Here is a 6000-nt window from a genome sequence, read left to right as displayed (position 1 = left end):
TTGACAGGGAGCAGTTCAAAATCAGATTAGTTGCCGATTCTTTTATAGTCTTTTATAGATTGTATATTATTTTGAGAAAGTTAAATTTACTGGTTTATCTGGAAGAGTATTTTTTTCCAGCATGTTTGTAGTAGGCGTTTTTTCATCCACCACTTCAAACCGGAAACCATCTGCCCAAACCTTTCCCTTTCCAATAAGCAACACACCAAAATGAATTGCATCGTTTTCTTCTGGTACATCTAAACAAATAGAATAATAATTCCATACAGTTGTTCCATAAATAGAACGGCTATCCATGTTGTCAAACTGAATTGTATCCCCAGATGTATTATCGATTCGCATCCAAACACTAGCTTTTGTTACGGCCTCTGTTTTAAGAAAACAGGATAATTTTATACGCTTTCCCTTATATTCCTTTGCTTGGAATGCCTGCATCATTGTGCCAAACTGCTGCTCACTAGCTTCTTTTACTGCATACAGCAGTCCAGACTTTTCCCCAGAATGAAAAACTTTTGTATCCGACATAACCTCGTACAATTCTGGATTACTTCCACTTAAACTCTATCCTTTCACTTGCCTCTTTTGGTTCATAGACATATCCTCCTCTTTCATTTGTATAGCTTTCATCCATTTCCGATATTTTCCTGACGGCAATGCATAAACATCTTTAAATACTCGAGAAAAAGCTTCTTGAGACTGAAAATTAAGTAAAAAAGCAAGCTGAATAATGGATTCCTCTGTTTGAATAAACATTGTCGCTGCAATAGCCAGTTTTCTTCATCGAATATAGTCACCAATGGATTGTCCCATTTCTTGTTTAAACACTCGAAGTAAATGATATTTAGAATATCCTATTTTTTTGGATAACTGTTCTAATAAAATCGGTTCAAAAATATGGTGCTCTATATAAGAAATCGTATGTTGCGTTACATGACTATACAGCATTTCCCTTACCTCCTATCTAGAATAGCAAATATTGATAATACTTTTTTGATCTTGATTGCTAAAACCATTTAAATACATTTTTTGTTGAATTTTTCGTTCTATAAAAATTGCCTCTTTAGCAAAAAACTAAAGAGGCAATGATTTATTTAGCTATATTATGTTATAGAGCGTTTCTTAAATCTAAGCATAGATCCTACCACTACACCAATTATTGCTGGAAGTATCCAACCAAGCCCCAACTCATAGAATGGAAGTGTACTTTTATAGAAAGCTCCAATTTGATCAAAAATTGCAAGCTTTGCAGTTGGAATACTACTAATTAATGCTTGATAACCATCAAGCAGACTTACTAAAAATGTAAAAAACATAGCTGTTGCATAAACGCTCCTTTTTCCTTTAAAAAGCGGAGATCCTAATGCTAAAAAGATTAGAACAATCGCTAATGGATAAAGAAACATTAAAACAGGAACAGCGAATTGAATAATATTATCTAAACCTAAATTAGCAAATAAGAAAGAAACAAAGCAAAGAATAAAAACAAAACCTTTATAGCTGATTTTTGGAAAAACTTTATGAAAAAACTCACTGCAAGATGTAATTAAACCAATACTAGTTTTTAAACAAGCAAGCACAATAATAATAGCAAGCAATATTCCGCCAAAAGAACCAAAGTAATGCTTCGCTACTGCCGCAAATATCAGTCCGCCATTATCAAATGTCCCGATAGTCTGTACACTTGAAGCTCCCATATAGGTAATAAATCCGTAAATAATCATCATTAAAAGCATCGCAAAAACTCCAGATTTCCAAGTCGTTTTTGCAATATCTTTAACATTCGTTATCCCTTGATTTTTTATAGCATTAATCACCACAATTCCAAAAGCGAGCGATGCAAGAGCATCCATCGTGTTATATCCCTCTTTAAAACCATTCATAAAAGAATTGTTTACATAATTGCCGATTGGATCTTTAAAGCTTCCCATTGGATTAATAATACTCGTAATAATCAGCACAAATAAAAAGACAAGAAATGCCGGTGTTAAATACTTGCCGATATAATCCATAATTTTTGCTGGATTAAGGGAAAAATAATATACCAGTAAAAAGAAAACAAAACTAAAAGCTGCAAGCATGAAGGTAATATGCTCTGCTGAAACAAATGGCTGCAGTCCTACTACAAATGGAACTGTAGCTGTACGCGGAATTGCGAAAAAAGGTCCTATTGTTAAATAAAGCCCTAAAGAAAATATTAATCCAAATACCGGGTGTACACGGTTGGATAGTTCTCGCAATCCGTTGCTTCCTGATAATCCTATTGCAAGTATCCCTAAAAAAGGAAGACCAATTGCTGTTACTAAAAATCCAATTAAAGCAGACCAAAAGTTTGTTCCTGCTAATTGACCAAGCTGTATTGGAAAAATTAAATTGCCCGCACCAAAAAACATGCCAAATAACATGGTTCCAATAAGTGCATACGTTGAAAAAGAAACTCTTTGCTGCATAGTCATACTACTCCTTATTCAAATTGACATATAAATTTGATAATACAGAAAAAAGAACATGTATACAATATATTTTTTCAATATATCTTTTTTCTGAATAGCCATTAAATTCAGAATAAAAAATACATTTACTGAGATAATTTCTCCATAAAAAAACACGATGAAAAAGTAAAAGTTTTCATCGTGTTTTCATAGAGTAATTATCCATCCAATACCTTTTACGGATGTGAAACAATTGCTGTTACATCTCCGTCAATAGAAAACTGCTTCACATTGCTTGGAAGAATAAAATGAGTTCCTTTATTTATTGGATACATTTCATTATTAATAGTTAAAATCCCTTCCCCTTTAATGACGCTAACAAGCTGAAATGGAAGTTCCTGAGAAAAGTCTGTTCTTCCGTTTATTTCCCATTTATAAACAGTAAAATAGTTCTCCTTTACAAAGGTAGTAATTACAGATGCATTGCTTTTTGTGATTTCAAACTGCGTATCAGCATCCTCATGGGGCACAGTAGATACATCCATTGCTTTTTGCAGATGGAGCTCGCGTTTTTTTCCTGTTTCATCTGTACGGTCATAATCATAAACACGATATGTTGTATCAGAACTTTGCTGTGTTTCTAATACAAGGGTTCCTTCACAAAGTGCATGTATTGTTCCACTTGGCACATAAAAGAAGTCTCCAGGCTTAATGGAAACCTTCTGCAAAAGTTTATTCCATTTTCCTTCTTTTATAAGTTCAGCAAATTCTTCTTTCGATTTCGCATGATGGCCATATACCAATTCTGCATTTTCTTTGCAGTCAATTATATACCAGCATTCTGTTTTCCCTAATTCTCCATTTTCATATTTGCCGGCATATACATCATCTGGATGAACTTGGACAGATAAGTCACTATTTGCATCCAATATTTTAGTCAGCAATGGAAATTTTTCTGAATCATAATGTCCAAAAAGTTCAGGTTGATTTCCCCATAATTCACTTAATGTCTTTCCTTTATATGGTCCGTTTTCAATAATAGATGGTCCATTGGGATGAGCCGAAATTGCCCAGCACTCCCCTGTCTTGTTTGATAGAATCGAATAGCCAAATTGATCCTTTAGAGCACTGCCCCCCCATATTCGTTCTTTAAATACTGGTTTTAAAAATAATGGTATACTTAATGACATATATCGCCAACCTCCTAATTTGTTTGTAAAAAAAACGATATTGCTCAATATTGCACAAATTATTAGAATAATAGAAAGAACTTATACAAGTCTCCACACTATTATTCTAAAACTCAGTAAAATCTCTCCCTTAAAGGAATGTTATTAAAATATTTAAATCTTCTTTTATATATGCCTAATTTTTCGGCTTAATAACCTTCATTGCACAACATAGGCTTGTGTATTTCCGCCACTATCTATCCTTATGGTTTTAATATGCTGACAGCAGTGAAGAAAAACTTGTCATATCGGTGTCTTGAAAAAGAATATTCAAAAGGAGTTCCTGTATTTAGATAAGATACTTGTTCCACTTCAAGAATAGGATCATCTGATGCACAGTTTAAATACTGTTGATCCAATTCATTGGATTTGCAAGCTCTAATCTTCCTATGTGATCCAGCAATGGTTAAACCTAACTTCTCCTTAATGTATTGGTATATAGAAAAATGAAGAATTTCTTCTGTAAGACCACTGATTAAATCACTCGGCATATATGTGTCTTCCAAAACATATGGTTCTCCGTCTACAATTCTCAACCGAACAATATGATATACTGGCGTTTTTGTTGTAATCGATAAATGGGAAGCAACCTCTTCATTAGGGAACATGACTTCATATAAAACTATTTTGCTTTCTATCTTTTTATTTTTCAATAAATTTGTCAGTCCCAGCGATTCACCTGTTCCAACATTTACTAATTTATTGTCAATCGCTGATTTTACAATAAATGTTCCGTGTCCTCTCTTACGATAAAGCAATCCTTCCATAACAAGCACATCTAAAGCTTTTTTCATGGTCATTCGACTGCAAGCAAATTCCTTAGCCAGTGAAATTTCATCTGGAATGGGAGAATCAGTAGAATATTCTTTTTCCATAATTCTTCGTTTTATTTCTGCTGAAATTGCCTCATACTTTTTCATACTGACCACCTAATCTAAAAAGTTTTATACTCTCGTATCTTTTTATGATACTTCTTTTAATTATTATTTTTCTTTGCATTCCGCCTATTAGTATCTAGCTAGATAAAAAGGTCTCTTTCCCCTCTAAACAATTCGCTTACATTATTTTTGTTCATTTTCTGTTATTATTTACAACTTTAATTATAATGATTTAAGAATATTTGTCTAGACATTTGTTTTACTATTTTCAAAAAAATTCGTTACTCATTACAGATTCTAAGCCTTCTAGTCTTTAAAAGGAGTATATTAGTCAATATCATACAAGAGGAATCGAAAAATCTATACAACACTTACTTTCATAATACTGAAAAAGAGGTTGTTCAAATGATATAAGAAGAGAGACAGGTTCGTTTTGATCATGATTTACAAATTGAAGCATACCATTTTCATGGAATCATGCAAAAATTTCCGAATCACTTTCATGAATACTATGTAATTGGATTTATAAAAAGTGGACAAAGACGATTATCTTGCAAAAACAAAGAATATATCATTAGTACAGGGGACCTTATCTTTTTTAATCCTCTCGATAATCACGCTTGTGAACAAATTGACAACAAAACTTTGGACTATCGTTGTTTGAACATCAAGCCTGAAATCATGCGAAGTTTGGCAAAAGAGATCAGTGGAGAAGATTACCTTCCTCATTTTACTATACATGTTGCTTCTCGAAGTGAGCAAACTAGTTTGCTGCATCAGCTCCATCAGATGATCATGAATGAAGCACTGAATATAAAAAAAGAAGAAACCTTTTATTTTTTCCTTGAGCAGTTAATAGCCGAATATACCGAGACCCCTAAAAAAACAAAAATGAAAACGAACGAACAAAAAATAAAAACAGTTTGTCAGTACATAGAAGCAAATTAATGAAGATTAAGGTACCTTACCCCCCTTAAAAATTCCCACCGGAAAATTTTGACTATTTTTTTATGTTAAAAAATATAAAAAATAATCAAAAAAAACATTAGAAGTAAGAATATTGTGATTCTCTTTTATATTTTTTAATTGTTTATACACTATAATAAGTCACAATCTTTACGTTTATATACAATATTCAAATTATTTTACGGGTTTATTTAAACATTTTACAAATCTAGATACCCTAGCTGAATTGCCCGGTTCCGGAGTACAAAACATAAAAAAGGAGCTTGGTGTATCCAAGCTCCCATTTAAGTGTATTTCTTCATAAAGTCTTTTATTTTATTCTATATATTTATGAATTAAAATCTAAGTAAGTTCTTTATCTACATTTGAATATATTATTAATGCGCATAAACTAATATGATTATTCACTTGTTATTCAAACAAAAAAAGGTAATAGGGGGTATACAATTATTCTTATCTAGTTATCAATGTTATATATAGATTAATTTGGGTTGAGGA

7 protein-coding genes are annotated in these 6000 nt (G+C 32.3%); 1 reads left to right on the top strand and 6 read right to left on the bottom strand.

Annotated features, from left to right (window positions below; translation table 11 throughout):
• Window positions 1-66: 66 nt before the first annotated feature.
• The 6 genes from CWS01_RS23320 to CWS01_RS13430 all read right to left on the bottom strand — a co-directional run bounded on the left by CWS01_RS23320 (window position 67) and on the right by CWS01_RS13430 (window position 4578).
• On the bottom strand, window positions 67-537 hold the full coding sequence (locus CWS01_RS23320) for a hypothetical protein (RefSeq protein WP_328588915.1): 471 nt from the start codon (window positions 535-537) through the stop codon (window positions 67-69).
• Between the two features lie 24 nt (window positions 538-561).
• A complete protein-coding gene (locus CWS01_RS23315) occupies window positions 562-753 on the bottom strand; it encodes a hypothetical protein (RefSeq protein ID WP_328588914.1) in 192 nt (63 codons plus the stop codon).
• A 24-nt stretch (window positions 754-777) separates the two neighbouring features.
• The gene (locus CWS01_RS23310; RefSeq protein WP_328588913.1) at window positions 778-945 is read right to left on the bottom strand and encodes an AraC family transcriptional regulator; all 168 of its coding nucleotides are present in this window, start codon (window positions 943-945) and stop codon (window positions 778-780) included.
• A gap of 155 nt (window positions 946-1100) precedes the next feature.
• Window positions 1101-2447, bottom strand: coding sequence for a branched-chain amino acid transport system II carrier protein (brnQ, locus tag CWS01_RS13440; RefSeq protein WP_101177715.1), 1347 nt, complete (start codon window positions 2445-2447; stop codon window positions 1101-1103).
• Window positions 2448-2665: 218 nt separating this feature from the next.
• Window positions 2666-3619 (bottom strand): mannose-6-phosphate isomerase, class I, encoded by a 954-nt coding sequence (manA, locus tag CWS01_RS13435; RefSeq protein WP_101177714.1) that lies wholly within the window; start codon window positions 3617-3619, stop codon window positions 2666-2668.
• A 242-nt stretch (window positions 3620-3861) separates the two neighbouring features.
• Entirely contained in the window at window positions 3862-4578 is a 717-nt protein-coding gene (locus tag CWS01_RS13430; protein ID WP_101177713.1) for a GntR family transcriptional regulator, read from the bottom strand.
• 408 nt (window positions 4579-4986) lie between these two features.
• Here CWS01_RS13430 and CWS01_RS13425 point away from each other — a divergent pair, with 408 nt between their 5' ends.
• Window positions 4987-5484, top strand: a complete 498-nt coding sequence (locus CWS01_RS13425) for an AraC family ligand binding domain-containing protein (RefSeq protein ID WP_268877072.1) — start codon at window positions 4987-4989, stop codon at window positions 5482-5484.
• Window positions 5485-6000 lie beyond the last annotated feature (516 nt).

Source organism: Niallia nealsonii (genome assembly GCF_002835805.1).
Taxonomy (GTDB): Bacteria; Bacillota; Bacilli; order Bacillales; family Cytobacillaceae; genus Niallia; species Niallia nealsonii.
The sequence above is the reverse complement of the archived record's forward strand: the minus strand, read 5'-3'. Positions and strand labels throughout refer to the sequence as shown.

Coding starts and splice junctions, on each gene's coding strand:
- CWS01_RS23315 (WP_328588914.1), bottom strand. CDS start 753: ATGTTTATTCAAACAGAGGAATCCATTATTCAGCTTGCTTTTTTACTT.
- CWS01_RS23310 (WP_328588913.1), bottom strand. CDS start 945: ATGCTGTATAGTCATGTAACGCAACATACGATTTCTTATATAGAGCAC.
- brnQ (WP_101177715.1), bottom strand. CDS start 2,447: ATGCAGCAAAGAGTTTCTTTTTCAACGTATGCACTTATTGGAACCATG.
- manA (WP_101177714.1), bottom strand. CDS start 3,619: ATGTCATTAAGTATACCATTATTTTTAAAACCAGTATTTAAAGAACGA.
- CWS01_RS13430 (WP_101177713.1), bottom strand. CDS start 4,578: ATGAAAAAGTATGAGGCAATTTCAGCAGAAATAAAACGAAGAATTATG.